Annotated in this window: 1 protein-coding gene; it reads left to right on the top strand. The window is 53.7% G+C overall.

Annotation, left to right across the window (positions count from 1 at the left end; translation table 11 throughout):
- A partial coding sequence (locus NG42_RS23490) for a 1-deoxy-D-xylulose-5-phosphate synthase N-terminal domain-containing protein (RefSeq protein ID WP_277619652.1) occupies window positions 1-339 on the top strand: 339 nt, incomplete at both ends.

Raw genomic sequence — 339 nt, 5'->3', positions numbered from 1 at the left:
CGATGAACCATGCTGGCGACATCAAAGCCGATTTGCTGGTGGTCCTGAACGACAACGAAATGTCGATTTCAGAAAACGTCGGGGCGTTAAACAATCGCCTGGCGCAGATCCTCTCCGGCAAAACCTATTCACGCCTGCGTGAAAGCGGCAAAAAAGTGCTGGGCGGCCTGCCACCGATTAAAGAGCTGGTAAAACGCACCGAAGAGCATCTGAAAGGTATGGTGGTGCCGGGTACGCTGTTTGAAGAGCTGGGCTTTAACTATATCGGCCCGGTCGACGGCCATGATGTGCTGGCGCTGGTCAATACGCTAAAGAATATGCGTGACCTGAAAGGCGCAC

Origin of the sequence: Winslowiella iniecta (assembly GCF_001267535.1) — a bacterium.
Lineage (GTDB): Bacteria > Pseudomonadota > Gammaproteobacteria > Enterobacterales > Enterobacteriaceae > Erwinia > Erwinia iniecta.
The sequence above is the reverse complement of the archived record's forward strand: the minus strand, read 5'-3'. Positions and strand labels throughout refer to the sequence as shown.